General features: G+C 50.8%; 16 protein-coding genes and 1 pseudogene. 8 read left to right on the forward strand and 9 right to left on the reverse strand.

The features are described from left to right. Window positions 1-23: 23 nt before the first annotated feature. Complete coding sequence (mscK, locus tag AC07P6_RS23275; RefSeq protein WP_182236819.1) at window positions 24-3368, reverse strand: mechanosensitive channel MscK; 3345 nt, start codon at window positions 3366-3368, stop codon at window positions 24-26. A gap of 130 nt (window positions 3369-3498) precedes the next feature. Then, window positions 3499-4149 (reverse strand): multidrug efflux transporter transcriptional repressor AcrR, encoded by a 651-nt coding sequence (acrR, locus tag AC07P6_RS23280; protein ID WP_181483280.1) that lies wholly within the window; start codon window positions 4147-4149, stop codon window positions 3499-3501. A 142-nt stretch (window positions 4150-4291) separates the two neighbouring features. Here acrR and acrA point away from each other — a divergent pair, with 142 nt between their 5' ends. From acrA to maa, 5 genes are all read left to right on the forward strand, one after another. After that, a complete protein-coding gene (gene acrA, locus AC07P6_RS23285; RefSeq protein WP_182236817.1) occupies window positions 4292-5485 on the forward strand; it encodes a multidrug efflux RND transporter periplasmic adaptor subunit AcrA in 1194 nt (397 codons plus the stop codon). 22 nt (window positions 5486-5507) lie between these two features. Next, window positions 5508-8654 (forward strand): multidrug efflux RND transporter permease subunit AcrB, encoded by a 3147-nt coding sequence (gene acrB, locus AC07P6_RS23290; RefSeq protein WP_182236815.1) that lies wholly within the window; start codon window positions 5508-5510, stop codon window positions 8652-8654. A 481-nt stretch (window positions 8655-9135) separates the two neighbouring features. Then, window positions 9136-9510, forward strand: a complete 375-nt coding sequence (gene tomB / locus AC07P6_RS23295; RefSeq protein ID WP_181483283.1) for an Hha toxicity modulator TomB — start codon at window positions 9136-9138, stop codon at window positions 9508-9510. 26 nt (window positions 9511-9536) lie between these two features. Then, window positions 9537-9755, forward strand: a complete 219-nt coding sequence (locus AC07P6_RS23300; RefSeq protein WP_110273703.1) for an HHA domain-containing protein — start codon at window positions 9537-9539, stop codon at window positions 9753-9755. Between the two features lie 145 nt (window positions 9756-9900). Then, the gene (gene maa, locus AC07P6_RS23305) at window positions 9901-10467 is read left to right on the forward strand and encodes a maltose O-acetyltransferase (protein WP_182236812.1); all 567 of its coding nucleotides are present in this window, start codon (window positions 9901-9903) and stop codon (window positions 10465-10467) included. On the opposite strand, the pseudogene AC07P6_RS23310 reads toward maa, so the two are convergent. Continuing rightward, window positions 10436-10543, reverse strand: a pseudogene (locus tag AC07P6_RS23310) (hypothetical protein); the annotation flags it as partial. The gene maa and the pseudogene AC07P6_RS23310 sit on opposite strands and share 32 nt — an antisense overlap. Window positions 10544-10604: 61 nt before the next feature. Here AC07P6_RS23310 and AC07P6_RS23315 point away from each other — a divergent pair. Then, a complete protein-coding gene (locus AC07P6_RS23315) occupies window positions 10605-11072 on the forward strand; it encodes a YlaC family protein (RefSeq protein WP_182236810.1) in 468 nt (155 codons plus the stop codon). Here AC07P6_RS23315 and pdxR read toward each other — a convergent pair. Further along, window positions 11050-12504, reverse strand: coding sequence for a MocR-like pyridoxine biosynthesis transcription factor PdxR (gene pdxR, locus AC07P6_RS23320; RefSeq protein WP_478314827.1), 1455 nt, complete (start codon window positions 12502-12504; stop codon window positions 11050-11052). The two genes, AC07P6_RS23315 and pdxR, sit on opposite strands and share 23 nt — an antisense overlap. A gap of 101 nt (window positions 12505-12605) precedes the next feature. Here pdxR and AC07P6_RS23325 point away from each other — a divergent pair, with 101 nt between their 5' ends. Beyond that, the gene (locus AC07P6_RS23325; RefSeq protein WP_182236806.1) at window positions 12606-13313 is read left to right on the forward strand and encodes a GNAT family N-acetyltransferase; all 708 of its coding nucleotides are present in this window, start codon (window positions 12606-12608) and stop codon (window positions 13311-13313) included. On the opposite strand, the gene ykgO is transcribed toward AC07P6_RS23325, so the two are convergent. The 3 genes from ykgO to AC07P6_RS23340 all read right to left on the reverse strand — a co-directional run bounded on the left by ykgO (window position 13310) and on the right by AC07P6_RS23340 (window position 14898). Beyond that, the gene (gene ykgO / locus AC07P6_RS23330) at window positions 13310-13450 is read right to left on the reverse strand and encodes a type B 50S ribosomal protein L36 (protein ID WP_003859006.1); all 141 of its coding nucleotides are present in this window, start codon (window positions 13448-13450) and stop codon (window positions 13310-13312) included. The genes AC07P6_RS23325 and ykgO overlap by 4 nt on opposite strands. Continuing rightward, window positions 13450-13713 (reverse strand): type B 50S ribosomal protein L31, encoded by a 264-nt coding sequence (locus tag AC07P6_RS23335; protein WP_110273708.1) that lies wholly within the window; start codon window positions 13711-13713, stop codon window positions 13450-13452. The genes ykgO and AC07P6_RS23335 overlap by 1 nt, the downstream gene beginning before the upstream one ends. Window positions 13714-13824: 111 nt before the next feature. Further along, window positions 13825-14898 (reverse strand): LacI family DNA-binding transcriptional regulator, encoded by a 1074-nt coding sequence (locus tag AC07P6_RS23340; protein ID WP_182236802.1) that lies wholly within the window; start codon window positions 14896-14898, stop codon window positions 13825-13827. 267 nt (window positions 14899-15165) lie between these two features. On the opposite strand from AC07P6_RS23340, the gene AC07P6_RS23345 reads away from it, so the two are divergent. Continuing rightward, window positions 15166-16437, forward strand: coding sequence for a maltoporin (locus AC07P6_RS23345; RefSeq protein ID WP_478314828.1), 1272 nt, complete (start codon window positions 15166-15168; stop codon window positions 16435-16437). Window positions 16438-16560: 123 nt separating this feature from the next. Here AC07P6_RS23345 and AC07P6_RS23350 read toward each other — a convergent pair whose 3' ends face one another. Together AC07P6_RS23350 and AC07P6_RS23355 are read right to left on the reverse strand one after the other, a co-directional pair. Continuing rightward, window positions 16561-16875, reverse strand: coding sequence for a PTS sugar transporter subunit IIB (locus tag AC07P6_RS23350; protein WP_182236798.1), 315 nt, complete (start codon window positions 16873-16875; stop codon window positions 16561-16563). A gap of 64 nt (window positions 16876-16939) precedes the next feature. Beyond that, window positions 16940-18997 carry a beta-galactosidase gene (locus AC07P6_RS23355; RefSeq protein ID WP_478314829.1) on the reverse strand — a complete coding sequence of 686 codons (2058 nt, stop codon included), beginning with the start codon at window positions 18995-18997 and terminating at the stop codon, window positions 16940-16942. Window positions 18998-19023: the final 26 nt, after the last annotated feature.

The following is a 19023-nucleotide window of genomic DNA, read 5'->3' on the forward strand; positions in this document are numbered from 1 at the left end:
GAGAACCTATCGCCCTATTATGCTTAGCCTATCGCTGGCGAAGTATCGCCCCCATTTGCATCACGCTTCACCTCAGTGATTTCATCGCCCTTTTCATTACGCAGATGAACTTCCAACTGATTAAAGGCGATATTGATATCATTCTCCCGACACAAGCGATCGATAGCACGGTTTAATTCATCTACCGCGTAGCTACGATCGCGCAGTTCGCGCACGTACAGGCGCAGTTCGTGATCGAGCGTACTAGCACCAAAGGTAGTAAAGAAGACCGACGGCGCGGGCTCTTGCATCACTTTAGGATGCTCGTGCGCAGCCTGTAGCAGAACTTCTTTCACCTTATCCAGGTCGGAACCATAGGCCACGCCTAGGCGGATGACGACGCGGGTCACGGTGTCGGAAAGCGACCAGTTGATGAGGCGCTCCGTAACGAAGGCTTTATTCGGGATAATCACTTCTTTGCGGTCAAAGTCAGTGATCGTCGTGGCGCGGATGCGGATCTTACTGACGGTGCCGGAGAACGTGCCGATGGTCACCGTATCGCCAATACGTACCGGGCGTTCGAACAAGATAATCAGGCCGGAGACAAAGTTACCGAAAATTTCCTGCAGGCCGAAGCCCAAACCAACCGACAGCGCTGCCGCCAACCACTGCAGCTTATCCCACGAAACGCCCAGCGAACCAAAGACCGTCATCGCGCCAATAACAATAATGGCGTAGTTCAGGATCGTGGTAATCGCATATGACGCCCCCTGACGCATATTCAACCGGGAGAGCACCAGAACTTCCAGTAGCCCTGGTAGGTTGCGAATTAACGCCCAGGCCACCATGGATGCCACAATCGCAAACAGCAAGCTGCCCATGGTGACGCTTTTTATGACACTGACCCCGGCCTCTGTACCGTTGTAGTGCCAAAGCGTAATACTGTCGAGATAAGCAAAAACGGTGATCAGATCCGACCAAATAGCCCAGAACAGCACGCCAAACAACGCGATCATTACCAACATCGTAATACGCAGCGTCTGCTGGTTCACCTGCTCCAGTGCGATCGTCGGTTCCTCCTGTGGCTCAGCGCCTTCGGCCCCTTCTTTAACCAGGTGCTGACGGCGCGCCAGCGCCCGACGCCAGGCGATGCGTCGGGCAGCTACGCTCAAACCGCGCAGCACGGTCTGATACAGTAGATTCCACAACATCACCAGATAAACGGTTTCAATCCAGCGACCCGCAAGACGCAGCGTGGTGTAGAAGTAGCCCGTTGCCGTCAGAATCATCAACGCAATCGGCACAATCGACAGTACGGTCACGGTGATTAGACGCAGGCCGTGGGACTCTTTATCTCGCCAGCTTTCACGAAATATTGGCCAGACGAGCACAGCTATCAGCAGCAGGTTGAGGAAAATAACAAACTGCCCCAGCACATCGTCCATCAAATGCAGTGGCGACAGTTCCGACATCACCGACCAGAAATTCAGCGGCAGTAGCGCAAGGCTGACGCGCACAATTTGCCGCCGCCAGTGGCTGGTCAACTGTGACGGCATATTAAAGTGGCTCACCGCCACGCCGTCTTTTTCCAGCACCTTCCAGCACAAGCCAAATACCAGCCAGAATATCGCCAGCTTTTTGCTATAGGCCCACAGCAAATCGCTGATATTCAGCTGCATCGTTAGCAGAATCAGACCAATGGCCAGAATCAGCAACACCACCGGTAGCGCTCGAATCAGATCGATGAGAATCGCTTTCGGCGTATGAAGCTGAGTGTCATTGCGTAATTGTCCCACCTGCGATGCCAGCTTCGCCTGATACGCTTTAAGCCATTTCAGACGCCAGCGAATCAGCCCGGCAATCAGCAATAGCGGCAAACCGGCGAGAAATGCAATAAATACCGCAGGCCAGGCCTTTTCCCAGTTTACGGTGATTTTCATCGCCTTAAACTGACCTTGCAGCGCTTCCGGGAAGGCTTTAATCCATTCCCAATCCATCGGACGGTTACTATTTACCCAGAAAATCTGCTGCGTCAGGATGGCTTTGAGGTTGGTCGAGACGCTCATTAACTGCTGCTGGTTGATTTGCAGGTTAATCGCCATCATCAACTGATTGCCAAGCTGTTTATTAAACTGATCGAGCAGCTCCCGGCGCATATCAATCAGCTCCAGCAGAGCATCATGCACTTCGGGGTTAACATCGCTGCTGTGCCCTTCTTCCAGCTTCGCAACGTAAGCATCACTCTGGAACAATGCGTCTCGCTGCTGGTTAACCTCAAACTGCTCAAGGCGCAGGTCAGCGATGCGGTTAGTCATATCGCTCAGTTCATCCGCCGAGGGCAGCGTCTGTTGTTGCTGGTAAAGAATGCGCGACAGTAGCAGGCTGCCTTTCAGCACCGAGATCTGCTCTTTAATATCGCGTTCAGACTGTAAAGCGCGATCGAGCCAGGTCTTTACCTTGATATTACGCTGGACCAGCTGATTGCCGTTTTCCGTTGCTGAAATAAGTTTTTCACTAAGCTGATGGTTAATATCCAGCTCTTGTTTCACCAGCGGGTTAGTCTGAATCTTTGCTGCTTCATCTGGAGAAACCGCCTCCTGAGCAGTCTTCTCAGTGAGCGTTAAACGCTTACTGTTAACGGCTTCTTGCAATAACTGAAGCTGATGCTGTAAACGGTTACTATTGGCGGTAACATAATCACGCTGCTTTTGCAGGGTATCCTGCAGCACCGTGTTGCCTTCCAGACTTTTGCGCTGCTGATCGATCTGCGCGTTCAGTAAAGCCTGCTGTACCAGCAGCAAATTCTGCTGAGTAGGGCGCAACGCTTCATCACCGGTCGAAGTGCCATTTAGGCGATTACGGATTTGCTGGAGCTGCTGAGAAGCAGAATACATCGCATTTTGCACGCGCTCCGGCTGCGTCTGCAGGGAGACTAACTGGCTGTTATAAGTTGCCAGATCGTTCTGTGCATTTTGTAGATCGTCCAGCGTCTGAGAAACCCGCGATTCCAGCTGACGCAGTGACAATGAACTCAACGTTTTTCGCGTCGCCTCATCATCAGTAACATCGCTCAATGCGTTCAGGCTATCGATTGCCTGATTCATTTTCGCAGGAGCCTGAGCGACCTGCTGACGCAGTTGGGCCGTTTCCGACTTTATGCGTTCAATTTTATCGAGAGTTTCCAGTGTCTGAGTCAGGTCCTGCTGAACCAGCTTATCCTGCGGGGTCAGATCTTTTTGCTTACTCAGCGTGTTGAGTTGGCTTTGGACTTCAGCACGTTCAGGTAAATCAGCCGCTAGCGCCTGGTTGACGCTGATACAGCCGACGAAAAAAATCAGGGTAAAAATAAAAGCGGATATGGCATTTCGCCAACGGATAGTATGCAGCATAGTGTTAACATGAGTGGTTGCAAAAGCCGGAGAATACCGGGGATCGTCGCAGCGCGAAGAATAGCACTTATGACATCGCGCGAATAGCGGCGAAAAGCAGGAAATATTGGCTATTTCTCTGCTGACGCGCTTAAGCCTCGATTCCTTCTGGAGCCCGTAGAGAAGGGCAGAATTGATACATTTCGAGCAGCGTCGCGACGTACTCTCGCGCATCTTTTTGCAGATCGAAGGCATTCGGTGCCAGCAGCCAGTTTTCCATCAGGCCCGAAAGATAGCTACGCATTAAAATAGCCGCCCGACGAGTAAGCAAATTGGCAGGCAGCATTTTCGCTGCAATGCAGTCTTGCAACGTTTGTTCGATACGATCGTAGCTCTCCAGACAAATGCTACGTTGTGCTTGTTGAAGCGTGACCATTTCACCTACGAATTCACATTTATGGAAGATGATCTCCATCATCAACCGCCTGCGTTTGTCTGTCACTGTTGCTTCAAGAACATAGACTAAGATCTCACGCACAACTGACAGTGGATCGTTAGGGAATTTTGCCCGATACTCAACTTCGAGGTCACTAATACTGGCTTCAGAAAGTACCCATATTTCATTAAATAAATCTGATTTATTTTTGAAATGCCAGTAGATAGCCCCTCTCGTCACGCCAGCGGCTTTTGCAATTGCTGCCAACGAGGTGGATGATACGCCTTGCTGCGAAAACAAACGCAGAGCAACATCCAGAATATGTTGCCGGGTCTCAAGCGCCTGTTGTTTGGTTTTTCGTGCCATAGGTCGATGAGTTTACAGAGGTTACGTTTACATACATTTGTGAATGTATGTACCATAGCATGACCATAATAGAAACACAGCAGTGGGTTTGTGGTCGATTGAGCCACTGAACAATTTGAAATTGGACACTCGAGGTTTACATATGAACAAAAACAGAGGGTTAACGCCTCTGGCGGTCGTTCTGATGCTCTCAGGCAGCTTAGCGCTAACAGGATGTGACGACAAACCGGCTCAGCAAGGGGCCCAACAAATGCCGGAAGTCGGTATTGTGACGCTCAAATCCGCTCCGCTACAAATCACAACTGAACTGCCAGGTCGCACCAGCGCTTATCGCGTTGCGGAAGTTCGCCCTCAGGTCAGTGGCATTATTCTGAAACGTAACTTCACTGAAGGTAGCGATATTCAGGCTGGCGTGTCTCTTTATCAAATTGATCCGGCGACCTATCAGGCCACCTATGAAAGCGCAAAGGGCGATTTAGCAAAAGCGCAAGCCGCGGCAAATATGGACCAGTTGACGGTAAAACGTTATCAAAAACTGTTAGGCACTAAGTACATTAGCCAACAGGATTACGATACTGCCGTTGCAACCGCTCAGCAGAGTAATGCTGCAGTGGTCGCCGCCAAAGCTGCTGTAGAAACTGCGCGCATCAATCTGGCATACACCAAAGTCACCTCTCCTATCAGCGGTCGCATTGGTAAATCCGCTGTAACCGAAGGCGCCCTGGTGCAAAACGGCCAAACCACCGCGCTGGCTACCGTGCAGCAGCTTGATCCTATTTATGTCGACGTGACTCAATCAAGCAATGATTTTCTGCGTTTAAAACAAGAGTTAGCCAACGGCAAACTGCAGCAGGAAAACGGTAAAGCGAAGGTTGAGCTGGTCACTAACGACGGTCTGAAATACCCGCAGGGCGGTACGCTGGAGTTTTCCGACGTCACCGTTGACCAGACTACCGGCTCTATCACGCTGCGCGCTATCTTCCCCAACCCAGATCACACTCTGCTACCTGGAATGTTCGTCCGTGCACGTCTGGAAGAAGGTGTAAATCCTGATGCTATGCTGGTTCCTCAGCAGGGCGTAACTCGTACGCCACGCGGTGATGCGAGCGCCATGGTTGTTGGCGAAGGCGATAAAGTCGAAGTCCGTCAGATTACCGCGACTCAGGCAATTGGCGACAAATGGCTGGTCACTGAAGGTTTGAAAACGGGCGATCGCGTGATCATCACTGGTCTGCAAAAAATCAAACCAGGCGTACAGGTAAAAGCGCAGGAAGTCGTTTCTGACGATAAACAGCAAGCCGCTGGCAATGCTCAGTCAGAACAACCCAAGTCTTAACTTAAACAGGAGCCGTTAAGACATGCCTAATTTCTTTATCGATCGCCCCATATTTGCATGGGTGATCGCCATTATTATCATGCTGGCTGGGGGACTTTCGATCCTCAAGTTGCCGATAGCGCAATATCCAACGATTGCGCCACCAGCAATTTCCATCACAGCCATGTACCCCGGTGCTGATGCGGAAACCGTGCAGAACACCGTAACCCAGGTTATCGAACAGAACATGAACGGTATCGATCACCTGATGTACATGTCTTCAAATGGCGACTCCACCGGTACAGCGACGATTACCCTCACCTTCGAATCCGGTACCGATCCGGATATCGCCCAGGTACAGGTTCAGAACAAGCTAGCGCTTGCAACGCCGTTGTTGCCGCAGGAAGTACAGCAACAGGGTATTAGCGTTGAAAAGGCATCCAGCAGCTTCCTGATGGTTGTCGGCGTTATCAATACCGATGGCACCATGAATCAGGATGACATTTCTGACTATGTTGCCGCCAACATGAAGGATACGATTAGTCGTACCAGCGGCGTAGGTGACGTGCAGCTGTTTGGTTCCCAATATGCCATGCGTATCTGGATGGACCCGAACAAACTGAACAACTTCCAGCTAACGCCGGTTGACGTTATTAGCGCCCTGAAAGCACAGAACGCCCAGGTTGCAGCGGGTCAGTTAGGCGGTACGCCACCGGTGAAAGGCCAGCAGTTGAACGCTTCTATCGTGGCGCAGACTCGTCTGACCAACACCGAAGAGTTCGGCAACATTCTGCTGAAAGTCAACCCGGATGGCTCTCAGGTTCGTCTGCGCGATGTTGCGAAGATCGAGCTGGGTGGTGAAAACTACGATGTCATCGCGAAGTTTAACGGCCAGCCGGCTTCCGGCCTGGGGATAAAACTGGCGACCGGTGCGAACGCCCTCGATACCGCTAACGCCATTCGTGCTGAGCTGGTGAAGATGGAGCCGTTCTTCCCTTCCGGCATGAAGATTGTTTACCCGTATGACACCACGCCATTCGTGCAGATCTCTATTCACGAAGTGGTGAAAACGCTGGTTGAAGCGATCATCCTGGTGTTCCTGGTTATGTATCTGTTCCTGCAGAACTTCCGCGCGACGCTGATCCCAACTATCGCTGTACCGGTCGTCTTGCTGGGGACATTTGCTATCCTCGCTCTGTTCGGTTTCTCGATAAACACCCTCACCATGTTTGGTATGGTGCTCGCCATCGGTCTACTCGTGGATGACGCAATCGTGGTGGTGGAAAACGTCGAGCGTGTTATGGCTGAGGAAGGGCTACCGCCGAAGGAGGCAACGCGTAAATCAATGGGCCAGATTCAGGGCGCACTGGTGGGTATCGCGATGGTGCTTTCGGCAGTGTTTATCCCGATGGCCTTCTTCGGCGGCTCTACTGGTGCGATTTATCGTCAGTTCTCTATCACTATCGTTTCCGCCATGGCGCTGTCGGTACTGGTAGCGCTGATCCTGACCCCGGCGCTTTGCGCCACGATGCTAAAACCCGTCGCGAAAGGCAGCCATGGTGCAACCACCGGCTTCTTTGGCTGGTTTAACCGCATGTTTGATAAGAGCACACATCATTACACCGATAGCGTAGGCAACATTCTGCGCAGTACCGGTCGTTATCTGGTGCTGTATCTGATCATCGTAGTGGGAATGGCCTGGCTGTTCGTGCGTCTGCCAAGTTCCTTCCTGCCAGACGAAGATCAGGGTGTGTTCCTCAGCATGGCACAGCTCCCGGCTGGTGCAACGCAGGAACGTACGCAGAAAGTTCTTGATGAGATGACCGACTACTATCTCACTCATGAGAAGAACAACGTTGAATCAGTATTCGCCGTTAACGGCTTTGGCTTCGCGGGCCGCGGACAAAACACCGGTATCGCGTTCGTCTCCCTGAAGGACTGGAGCCAGCGTCCTGGCGAAGAGAACAAAGTTGAAGCGATCACCGGCCGTGCAATGGGCTACTTCTCGCAGATTAAAGACGCAATGGTCTTCGCCTTTAACCTGCCAGCCATTGTCGAACTGGGTACCGCTACCGGCTTTGACTTCCAGCTGATCGATCAGGGTGGATTGGGTCACGAAAAACTCACTCAGGCGCGTAACCAGCTCTTTGGCATGATTGCGCAGCATCCTGATGTATTAAGTGGCGTTCGTCCAAACGGCCTGGAAGATACACCGCAGTTTAAAGTCGATATCGATCAGGAAAAAGCGCAGGCTCTCGGCGTTTCGATTAGCGACATCAACACCACATTGGGTTCCGCCTGGGGTGGTAGCTATGTCAACGACTTTATCGACCGTGGTCGCGTCAAGAAAGTCTATATCATGTCCGAAGCCAAATACCGTATGCTGCCGGAAGATATCGGCAACTGGTACGTGCGCGGTAGCGATGGACAGATGGTGCCGTTCTCCGCCTTCTCCACTTCACGCTGGGAATATGGCTCTCCACGTCTGGAACGCTATAACGGTCTGCCATCAATGGAAATCCTCGGTCAAGCAACGCCTGGTAAGAGTACCGGTGAAGCGATGAACCTGATGGAGGAGCTGGCGGGCAAACTGCCTTCTGGTATTGGCTACGACTGGACCGGTATGTCCTATCAGGAACGGTTGTCCGGCAACCAGGCACCTGCGCTCTACGCGATCTCGCTGATTGTCGTATTCCTGTGCCTGGCGGCATTGTATGAGAGCTGGTCAATTCCGTTCTCGGTCATGCTGGTCGTTCCGCTCGGGGTTGTTGGTGCACTGCTGGCGGCAACTTTCCGCGGGCTGACTAATGACGTCTACTTCCAGGTTGGTCTGCTAACAACCATTGGTCTGTCGGCGAAGAACGCGATTCTTATCGTTGAATTCGCCAAAGACCTAATGGATAAAGAAGGTAAAGGCCTGATTGAAGCGACGCTCGAAGCGGTACGTATGCGTCTGCGTCCGATCCTGATGACCTCACTGGCATTTATCCTGGGGGTAATGCCGCTGGTTATTAGCTCTGGGGCAGGCTCCGGTGCACAGAACGCCGTAGGTACTGGCGTAATGGGCGGGATGGTGACCGCGACGGTTCTGGCTATTTTCTTTGTACCAGTATTCTTCGTGGTGGTTCGCCGCCGTTTTAGCAAGAGAAATGAAGATATTGAGCACAGCCATACGGTTGAGCATCACTAATCTCCCCTCTAAGGGCCGCATTTGCGGCCCTTTCCTTTTCTATCTATATTAAGCGCACTCATTGTCATTGTTTATTTTGTAGCCTGTTATATAATATTTAATGATGAGTTCTGCCATATATCTCTGTTTTTTTCATCCACTGATTTGTCGCCCCGACCTAACTCAGAATATTCTCAATCACTGACATTGTGTATGGTTGTCCGACAACAACCACTAAAATACTCAGCTAACCCGATGAAATATAAGGTTTGCTTTCATTTTTTCCGTTGAAACTAATGTTGCTATATAATAAAGCGCACAGTGTTTAAGATAAATTAACCGTGATAATTGTAATTTTTCGTAATAGCACGGTGAAATCTTTTTGAGAGTGGATTATAGTTAAAACAGCAAGATTACATTGTATGTGTCAGGTCTGTTAGTCGTGTTCATCCCACAACGGTGCTGTTAGTCGTCGTTTAAACCACTTAAAAGGGGATGTTTTATGGACGAATACTCGCCAAAAAGACATGATATTGCGCAGCTTAAATTTCTCTGCGAAACCCTGTATCATGACTGTCTTGCAAACCTTGATGAGAGCAACCATGGCTGGGTTAATGACCCGACTTCGGCTGTCAATCTTCAACTAAATGAATTGATCGAGCACATTGCCGCATTCGCACTTAATTATAAAATTAAGTATGCTGAGGATAATAAACTGATTACTCAGCTTGACGAATACCTGGATGACACTTTCGTGCTGTTCAGCAACTACGGCATTAACACAGCAGATCTACAGAAATGGCGCAAATCAGGCAACCGGTTATTTCGTTGCTTCGTGAACGCCAGTCGGGAAAACCCGGCAAGTCTTTCTTGTTAGTATTATTACAATCAAAAGGTGAATTTATGTCTGATAAAACATTAACCAAAATAGACTATTTGATGCGTTTACGACGCTGTCAGACAATTGATACGCTGGAACGCGTAATTGAAAAAAACAAATATGAACTTCCTGATAATGAACTGACGGTATTTTACTCAGCAGCCGACCATCGTCTTGCTGAATTGACGATGAATAAACTGTACGACAAAATCCCTCCCTCAGTTTGGAAATTTATCCGCTAATATATTTCAAATGAAAGACAAGCAACAGGTAGCGCCTCCCCCTTCAACAGCAATAATTGTGATATCAATCACACATATTAGCAAGTGGCGCATATGAAACCGGTTTCTTTTATACTATGGCGGCATTTACGATAAGGAAAGCCCCATGAGTGAAGAGAAACATAAAATGATTGCCGGTGAGCTGTATCTACCCGGTGATGCTACCTTGCGAGCAGACCGTCTGCGTGCCAGGCAACTGCTGCATCGTTACAATCATTCAGCACCGGAAGAGCGTGAATTACGCAAATCATTACTGGCCGATCTCTTTGGTCAAGCTAATGATGCCTATATTGAACCCACCTTCCGCTGTGACTATGGTTACAATATTTTCCCGGGTAAAAATTTCTACGCTAACTTTGATTGCGTCATGCTGGATGTCTGCCCAATTCATATTGGTGATAACTGTATGCTGGCTCCCGGCGTGCATATCTACACTGCAACTCATCCACTGGATGCCATCGAACGCAACAGCGGTAAAGAGTACGGCAAACCGGTGGTCATCGGTCACAATGTCTGGATTGGCGGTCGGGCAGTCATCAATCCCGGAATCACGATTGGCGACAATGCCGTCATTGCGTCCGGCTCCGTGGTGGTGAAAAATGTCCCCGCGAATGCCGTCGTTGGCGGAAACCCAGCACAAATCATAAAAATGCTGCCAAGCGAAGGACTGTAACTGTTATGCTTTTTCGCAACTGATCTGTTACTTTTCCCTGTGATTTACGCAACATAAAATATCCTTCAGGCTGAGCCCAAATTGCATCTTGTTCTTCAAGCATGCAGCCGGGCTCTTAGCAGAATTTGGGGAATAAGATGACAGAAATACAGCTGCTGCTGAAGAACACCATTGATGAGCTTAATGTAAAGGAGAAACGCGACAACCGTCCGCGTTTTAGTATTAGCTTTATTCGCAATCATCCATGGCTGTTTGTCGCAATGTATGCCGCCTTCCTGGCTACGCTCATCGTGATGCTACGTTCAGAAACATTGGTAGATTCTGTCTGGCTGTTAATCGTGCTGTTCGTCCTGCTCAACGGCTTCTTCTTCTTTGACGTCTATCCGCGCTATCGCTATGAAGACATTGATGTACTGGACTTTCGCGTTTGTTACAACGGCGAGTGGTATAACACGCGGTACGTCCCGGGCCAACTGATCGAGAGAATCCTGCAATCACCGCACGTCGCCGGTGAACAAAAGGCTCAGTTGCAAAAAATGGTCGATACCAAGGGTGAACTTTCGTTTTACGATGTGTTTTCCCTTACCCGCGCCGGCACTGCGTAATAAGACGATTGAGCGTCCGCACCGCAGGAATGAAATGCGAAGCGGACGTATTACCGTAGCCCAAAACCAGTCCACTTCTCGCATTTTTAGCATCAAGATAAAAACGGCTTAATGCCGCTGGTGCCTGCTGAAACTGGCGAGCCAGCTGAACAAGTGCTTCATCATCAATGCCTTCGATAGCGACCGTCAAATGCAATCCACCTTCTCCACCAAAGAGCTCATAAGGTACCTTAAGCTCCTCTGCCAAAACCTCCCGTAATTGCTGCTGACGTTTACGATACAAACGACGCATGGCCGCAAGATGGCGCGCGTAGTGTCCCTCTTCGATAAATAACGCCAACGCCCGCTGCTCCACCCGGTGCCCACCGCGCAATAGTGCACCAATCGCTCCCTGAGCCGCATCAGCCAACGCCGAGGGCATCACCACAAAGCCAATGCATAGCGCGGGAAACAACGTTTTGCTGAAGGTCCCGAGATACACTACCGGTGCCTGTTTGACCATTCCCAACATTGCCGGAATCGGTTCGCCGCTGTAGCGAAACTCGCTGTCGTAATCATCTTCAATAATCCACGTATTATGCTGGCGCGCATACTCCAGTAGCGCCAGTCGTCGCCCTGCGCTCATGACTGCGCCACAGGGATATTGATGTGAAGGTGAAGTGAAGATCAATCGTGGGGCCTTACTCTCATCACTCATATCAGGCCGCATGCCTTCACAATCTACTGGTACACCTTTCATATGAAGCCCGGCTTTGAGAAACATACTTTTTACCCCCAGGTAGCCAGGTTCTTCCACCCAGGCGGCATCCCCAGCTTCGCCCAGCAGATGCGTGCATAAATTGATACCTTCCAGCGCACCTTCCGTAATCACAATTTGTCGGACATCGCAGCGAATCCCTCGCGATAGCGCCAGATGACGGGCAATCGCCTCGCGCAGAGCAGGTTCACCTTGCGGGTCACCATAGCCCAGCAATGCGGTCCCCTCTTCACGCAATATTCTGTCGAGAAGCCGACGCCAGAGGGGAAGAGGAAAATAGTTAACCGCAGGCATTCCCGGCGTAAAGAGCAACGTGGGTGAATCACGCCGCGTGGCCCCAGGCAACCCCTGTAAGCGCTCAGGAAGCGCGATTGCGTGCATCTCAACATCACGCTCTCCCTGAGACGTCAAAGGCGCTACGTGCGTCCCCTGACGGCTGCGTAGCAAATAGCCCTCGATGGCCAATTGCTCAAGCGCGCTGTTGATCGTGTTACGCGAGAGCCCTAACCGCTGAGCCATAGCACGTGAGCCAGGTAAACGGCTATTGCCTGCCAGTCGCCCCTGCAAAACGGCCTCACGCAGCAGTTGATACAGCGCACGCTGCAAGGTTTCCCCCCCTCTGCTGCGCAGGCCGTGCTCCAACAAAGTAAAAAACGCATCGTCTGGAATATTCATCGCGGCTCCTCGTGGCACCATAAAAACATACACCCTTGGCACTTTTTATAGAACCAATAAGCTCTTAATCTCATTGCATTCGCCCAAAAAAGGAAAACCGCATGAGCCTCCTTAACCAGTTTAATCAACCTGTTGGTACTGCCCTGCCCGATTGGCAACCTCGGCCCCACCCCGAAAAACAAAATCTGCAAGGGCGTTTTTGCCACCTTGAGCCTTTAAATACACAACACGCCAGCGCACTGTTCGCCGCCCATCAGCTAGCCCCAGATACACGCAGTTGGACATGGTTGCTGCGCGAACCAGATAACAGCGTTGAGGAGTACCGTACGTGGATTGATAGCGTTGCCGGACTGGCCGACCCCATTCACTTTGCGGTGATTGATGAGCGGACAGGTCGACCCGTCGGGTCGCTGGCGCTGATGAGAATTGATGCAAAAAACGGCGTTGTTGAAGTCGGTCATGTCCACTTCTCACCGTTACTAAGCCGGACAGCGATGGCAACCGAAGCGCAGTGGCTGCTGATGCGTTACGTTTTTGATATTCTCGGCTACCGCCGCTATGAATGGAAATGTAACAGCCTGAACGAACCCTCACGCCGGGCAGCGCTACGTCTGGGGTTTCAGTATGAGGGGCGTTTTCGTCAGGCTCTGGTGATAAAAGGCCACAACCGCGATACCGACTGGTTTTCCATTATCGATGACGAATGGCCACAGATTGATAACGCTATGCAGCAGTGGCTGGCCGCCGACAACTTCAACGACGGCCAACAGTTGCGCACGCTGGAGAGCTTTCGCAAACGGGTAAGTTAACGTCTTTTCTTGCGTCCCTGCACGGCTTTAAAGCGGGGATTGCTTTTGCAAATCACGTACAGCCGCCCTTTGCGCTTAACTATCTGACAATCCGGGTGACGCTGTTTGGCGCTACGTAACGAGTTGAGTACCTGCATTATTTGCTCCTTTTCGCATCAATAAAACCACCGAAGCGCTGGCGGAAGCGTGCGGTGCTGCCTTCATTATTGAAAGCCTTCTGTTTACCGGTGTAATACGGATGCGATTTGGATGACACATCAAGCGTCACGTACGGATACGTCTCACCTTCGAGCTCAATCTCACGCTCGGTCCTGATGGTTGAACCGACTTTAAAGAATTCGTTGGCACTGGTGTCGTGAAAGACCACGGTACGATAGTGCGGATGAATGTTGGGTTTCATAGCGACCTCGATCATTACGTTATAACATAACAACACGGTACGCCGAGTTAATACAAAGATCAACCATGAGAACGAAAAGGGTAATGGGCGACGCAGGCCGCCCGTTGCGGATTAGGGGTTCAGCTGATGCGCTAACGCCCGCAGCTGTTCGGCTATGGACTGCAGATCTTTACCGGGCTCCGTTTTCGGCCCGGTAGAGTGGCGAATAACCAGTCGCGCGGGGAGAATCGAAGAAGTATGCAGCGTTTCGTTATCACCGCTATCAAGGATGCGACGCACAGCCTCTTTTCCTTGTAAATCGAGGTCTAGCGAAACGGTCGTCAGCGCCGGATAGAAGAATGAACTTTCATAGGTATCATCGTAACCAATCACCGATTTCTCCCCCGGGATCGGCACCTGATGCTGATGAAAAGCGCTCAGCACACCCAATGCCATCTGATCGTTTCCCACCAGCACTGCGGTGAAGTTCGGTGTCTCGCGCAGCATTTGCAGCGCACCGGCGTAACCACTCTGTGCATCCCAGTTACCACGAACCACTGTGACAGGTTGCAGGCCATAACCCTCAAGCGTTTCCATCCAGCTTTTCAAACGTAATTTCGCTGACACCGAGCTTTCCGGTCCGGCCAACAGGGCTATCTCACGGTGCCCCATCTCATAGAGATATTTGACGCTGGCTCGGGTGCCATCCGCTGGATTGAACGAAACGTTAAACACTGAGCTATAGGGGTCAACATCCAAAAAGAGACAGACAATGTCGTCGTTATCAGCGGCGATTTTCTGGGCTTCTTCGGTCTCCAGCGGCACGTTGATAATAACCTTGTTCACCAGTTGCGACTTCAGCTCATTGATCGAATCCTGGATACTTTGGTTGACGCTCTCATCAATCATCGAGATGAGTACCTGATAGCCTTCAACATTGGCATAGCGTTTTACCGCTGCTGCAACTTGTGAAGGAGCGTGTAAGGCCAGAGAAATCGTCACCAGGCCGACAGTATGGCTCTGCTTACCTACCAGCTGCTGTGCAAGGCGATTAGGCACATAGCGCAGCTCCTCAATAGATTTCTCCACCTTGCTGCGCGTGGCTTTGGATACATTAGCAGACTTATTGAGTACCCTGGACACGGTCTGATAGGAGACGCCCGCGTGGCGGGCAACGTCTTCTAAAGTCGCGCTTTTAGACTTCATGGTCCGGTTCCTTATGTTGTTATCCCTGGATTGTAACAGGGGCAATATGAAAAAACGCTCACAGCAACATCCCCCTGATGACAATCGCCATAAAAAGTACGACGCTCACAATACATTGAATTGTGAATGGACTCACCATCTGTAACAAAATACGCCTATTTATTTGCAGTTAATCACACTATGGCGATCATTCAATTGCCTGAATTTAGGTTTAGGCATTTTATGACATCGGTTATGTGAACGTAATACAAAAATAAGAGGATAGACATGAACACTACGCTGCGCACACTCTCCGTTGCGTTGGCCGCTGCGCTGATTTCACCATCCGTGTTGGCTGCTTCCGCCGCTGTCCCAGGTATCGATTTTCATGGTTATATGCGCGCCGGGGTTGGGGTCTCCGGTGACGGTAGTCAGGCTGAATGGCAAAAAAACAAAATAGGCCGTCTGGGTAACGAATCTGATACCTATGGTGAGCTGGAGTTAGGCTCAGAGGTCTACAAGAAAAACGATGTTAGTTTCTACCTCGATAGCATGGTCAGCATGGTCTCTGACGGCTCCAACGATAACGAAACCACGCTGGATGACGATGCGCAGTTTGGTCTACGCCAGTTGAACCTGCAAATTAAAGGCCTGGTCCCTGGCGATCCAAATGCGGTCATTTGGGGCGGTAAACGCTACTATCAGCGCCACGATCTACACATCATCGATACCAAATACTGGAACATTTCCGGCTCCGGTGCGGGACTTGAAAACTACACTCTCGGTCCTGGGGCCGTCTCCTTTGCCTGGATCCGCGGCGACGCGAATGACGTTGATTACCGCGTCGATGGCGACAGTGATGTAAACATTAACTATCTCGACCTGCGCTACGCTGGCTGGAAACCGTGGTCTGGTGCCTGGACGGAATTTGGTATCGACTACGCAATGCCGAACACCACTAAAAAGCAGGATACCTACGGCGGACTGTATGATGCTGAAAATGGCGTCATGCTGACCGGTGAGATTAGTCAGGATATGCTGGGTGGCTACAACAAAACGGTACTGCAATACGCCAACAAAGGGTTGGCGCAGAACATGATCTCCCAGGGCGGCGGTTGGTACGATATGTGGAACTACGTCAATGACGCCACCGGATATCGCGTTATTAATACCGGTTTAATTCCGATTACCGACAAGTTCTCGATTAACCATGTTCTGACCTGGGGTTCTGCGGACAACATTACTGAATACACGGATAAAACGCGTATGTTGTCGCTGGTCGCTCGCGGGCAGTATCAGTTTACCGAGTACGTACGCCTGATTGGCGAAGTGGGCGGTTTCTATCAAAAAGACAGCTACAAGAACAACTCCGAGTATAAACAGGCCGGTGAAAAATACACCATTGCGCTGGGCCTGGCCGATGGCCCTGACTTTATGTCACGTCCGGAACTGCGTATTTTCGCTTCATATTTGAATGATTCTGAAAATGGCAAACCATTTGAAGATCAAACTGCTAACAATACGTGGAACTTTGGTGTCCAGGTAGAAGCCTGGTGGTAATAAAATTTAAACCGTTTTCTCTCCAACTGTAAGGTCGTTAATTACCCTCCGGTAATGATTATTGCCATTGAATAACTTGTTATATTTTCGGGATAACCCATTATTGCGTTATCCCGTTTTATTTTATTTACGACTTGCAAAGTGTTCGTCAAGTAATTGTCGTAAAGCATCCGACTGCTTACCGAAAATAGCATGCACCTGCTGCCCCAAAATAATAACCCCCAGCGCACCCTGCTGCTGTAATGCCTGAGAATCAACAATCGCCAGGTTATTCACCGTGACGCGTAAACGGGTAATACAAGCATCAACATGAATAATATTCGACTCACCGCCGAAAGCCTGAATCAAAGATTCAATCTGTTGTTGCTCCGTTGTACTCAAAGGCACTGCGGTGCGGGGTTGGGAGAAATAATTCAGAAAGGATTTTAAACTCACCATAATAGACTCCTGATAAGCAGATAAAAAAACGCCTGCTCAATGAGCAGGCGCGGGTGGAGAGGAATTACGCGTTACGGCTAAGGATACGGCAATCCCATGCTGTTAAGGTCAATGACGCGTTCAGCGCCGCACCGGTCAGGCTATCCTGGTAACCCTGCGGCAGCGTAATGCTATGTTGCTGGGTACTGTAGTTTTGCAGGAATACATAAGTGGTTTCGCCATCAGTTCGCGCAGTTGCCACGACCCCCGGCGGCAAATCAGCCTCAACGGCACGCGGCAGCGCCAACTCTTTGCTTATGGTAGCGAAGAAATCGCGCTGGAAGGCAAGATCGTTACGTGAAGCAACGTGCCAGGCCTTACCTTTACCGAAGTGATTGACGGTAACCGCTGGTCTTCCGGCATAAAAATCATCGCGGTATGTCGCCAGCGGCTGCGCGGCTTCAGTATGAATCAGTTCACACAGGTGGCGTACCTGATACGGCCCCTGCAATCCGCCTTTATTCCCCGCCAGTCCTTGCACCAGATTATATTCACCCTCGTTCAGGCAGTCGATCTCTTCCGCCCAAATGCCCAGCAGCTTACGTAATGGGCCTGGGAAGCCGCCGAGATGGCACAGGTCAGTTTCGTTAACGATACCTGTCCAGTATGTTGTAACTAACTGACCGCCGTTGGCAACGAAATCTTCGGCGCGCTCGGCGAATCCCTCGCGTACCATGTACAACATAGGAGCAATAACCAGCTGATAGGCGCTCAGGTCAACATCCGCATCAATAATATCGACGGCGATCCCCTGCTCCCAGAATGGACGATAGTGTTCGTTGACGGTATTTTCATACTCCATCCCGAGATTACGCGGTCCCTGGGCGTCATCCAGCGCCCAGCGGTTTTGCTGGTCGAAGATAATCGCCACTTTGGCATCCGTCCTGCAACCCACCACGCCCGGCAACTTGCTTAACATATCGCCGAGCTTAGTCACTTCACGGCCTACTCGAGTATCCAGGTGGCCTACGTGATCGATAATCGCCCCGTGGAATTTTTCTACCGAACCACGACTCTTGCGCCACTGGAAATACTGCACCGAATCGGCACCGTGCGCGACGGCCTGCATAGAAGAGAGAATATGCATTCCCGGCTTCTTCAGTTTGCTGGTCGGCTGCCAGTTGGTCGAGCTCGGCGTGGATTCCATCAGCACAAACGGTTTACCGCCCTTCAGGCTGCGCATCATGTCGTGATACATGGCGGTATAGCAAGCCAGCGTGGTTTCATCTTTGTCACGGTGCCACATGGGATAGCTATCCCATGAGATGAAGTCCAGCGCCTGCGCCAACTGCCAGTAGTCGTAATCGTAAAAATACTCCATGAAGTTGGTTGTCACCGGCAGTTCAGCATTCGCTGCTTTCAGAGGGGCAACTTCATGGTGGCAGAAGTCAGTCACCTGCGCGGTGTTGAAACGATGCCAGTCAAGGTTAAGACCATGAATTGAGACTTCCCCCTGCGGGGCTGGTGATTCAATCTGCGACCAGTCGCTGTAAGTATGACTCCAGAAAGTGCTCCACCACGCGTGGTTGAGATTATCCAGGGTTTCATAACGCGCCTTCAGCCAGTCACGGAACCGCTCCTGACACAGCCCGCAGTGGCACTCACCACCGTATTCGTTGGAGATATGCCAGCCCAGCACCGCCGGGTGCTGCGAATAACGTTCAGCCAGCAGCGTGTTGATTTTCAGGGTTTTCTCACGATAAACCGGTGATGACATGCAGTGGTTATGGCGTCCACCGTGCAGTGCAGGCACCCGATCGCGACCAACGCGTAGCACCTGAGGATACTTCTGCGACATCCACGCCGGACGCGCGCCGCTTGGGGTGGCGAGATAGACATGAATTCCGGCGGCATACAGTTTATCGAGAATACTGTCCAGCCAGCCAAACTCAAATACGCCTTCCTGAGGTTCAAGCTTCGCCCAGCTAAATATCCCCACCGACATCACATTACATTTTGCCTGCTGCATCATGGCAATATCTTTGTCGATAATATCGGGATAATTCTCCCACTGCTCCGGGTTATAGTCAGCGCCATGCAATAGCGCATTAACCTTAGGACTTAAAGGCGCAAATTTTTTCATAATAAACATCCTGAAGTTTAAAGCTG

Source organism: Klebsiella sp. GFKo11 (assembly GCF_056490265.1).

Coding starts and splice junctions, on each gene's coding strand:
- mscK (WP_182236819.1), bottom strand. CDS start 3,368: ATGCTGCATACTATCCGTTGGCGAAATGCCATATCCGCTTTTATTTTT.
- acrR (WP_181483280.1), bottom strand. CDS start 4,149: ATGGCACGAAAAACCAAACAACAGGCGCTTGAGACCCGGCAACATATT.
- acrA (WP_182236817.1), top strand. CDS start 4,292: ATGAACAAAAACAGAGGGTTAACGCCTCTGGCGGTCGTTCTGATGCTC.
- acrB (WP_182236815.1), top strand. CDS start 5,508: ATGCCTAATTTCTTTATCGATCGCCCCATATTTGCATGGGTGATCGCC.
- tomB (WP_181483283.1), top strand. CDS start 9,136: ATGGACGAATACTCGCCAAAAAGACATGATATTGCGCAGCTTAAATTT.
- AC07P6_RS23300 (WP_110273703.1), top strand. CDS start 9,537: ATGTCTGATAAAACATTAACCAAAATAGACTATTTGATGCGTTTACGA.
- maa (WP_182236812.1), top strand. CDS start 9,901: ATGAGTGAAGAGAAACATAAAATGATTGCCGGTGAGCTGTATCTACCC.
- AC07P6_RS23315 (WP_182236810.1), top strand. CDS start 10,605: ATGACAGAAATACAGCTGCTGCTGAAGAACACCATTGATGAGCTTAAT.
- pdxR (WP_478314827.1), bottom strand. CDS start 12,504: ATGAATATTCCAGACGATGCGTTTTTTACTTTGTTGGAGCACGGCCTG.
- AC07P6_RS23325 (WP_182236806.1), top strand. CDS start 12,606: ATGAGCCTCCTTAACCAGTTTAATCAACCTGTTGGTACTGCCCTGCCC.
- ykgO (WP_003859006.1), bottom strand. CDS start 13,450: ATGCAGGTACTCAACTCGTTACGTAGCGCCAAACAGCGTCACCCGGAT.
- AC07P6_RS23335 (WP_110273708.1), bottom strand. CDS start 13,713: ATGAAACCCAACATTCATCCGCACTATCGTACCGTGGTCTTTCACGAC.
- AC07P6_RS23340 (WP_182236802.1), bottom strand. CDS start 14,898: ATGAAGTCTAAAAGCGCGACTTTAGAAGACGTTGCCCGCCACGCGGGC.
- AC07P6_RS23345 (WP_478314828.1), top strand. CDS start 15,166: ATGAACACTACGCTGCGCACACTCTCCGTTGCGTTGGCCGCTGCGCTG.
- AC07P6_RS23350 (WP_182236798.1), bottom strand. CDS start 16,875: ATGGTGAGTTTAAAATCCTTTCTGAATTATTTCTCCCAACCCCGCACC.
- AC07P6_RS23355 (WP_478314829.1), bottom strand. CDS start 18,997: ATGAAAAAATTTGCGCCTTTAAGTCCTAAGGTTAATGCGCTATTGCAT.